This window comes from Pseudomonas sp. 2995-1, assembly GCF_002742505.1.
GTDB classification, from domain to species: Bacteria; Pseudomonadota; Gammaproteobacteria; order Pseudomonadales; family Pseudomonadaceae; genus Aquipseudomonas; species Aquipseudomonas sivasensis.
Genome location: NZ_LJSA01000158.1, coordinates 1 through 244 on the forward strand (window position 1 = coordinate 1; position 244 = coordinate 244).

The following is a 244-nucleotide window of genomic DNA, read 5'->3' on the forward strand; positions in this document are numbered from 1 at the left end:
ATGTATTGAAGAACATCAATAAATTTGGACAAGCTGAAATCGTCATGCCTGGGGTTGTTGCCTTGAAAGGACCTGCATTTATTTCTTATGAAGAAACACATAAGGAAATGGAAGCACTCACTTCAGCGATTAAAGAAATTGGCGAGATCCCGTCATGCCCAATGATTATCGTTTCTGATGATAGTAAGTTTATTAGTGAGACTTTAAGTAACTTCTTATGGGTTTCCTTTACAAGAAGTAATCC

At 36.9% G+C, this 244-nt stretch carries 1 protein-coding gene; it reads left to right on the forward strand.

Translation table 11 applies throughout. The features are described from left to right. The coding region (locus AOA61_RS31115; RefSeq protein WP_218197320.1) for a hypothetical protein at positions 1 to 244 on the forward strand (244 nt) is incomplete at both ends.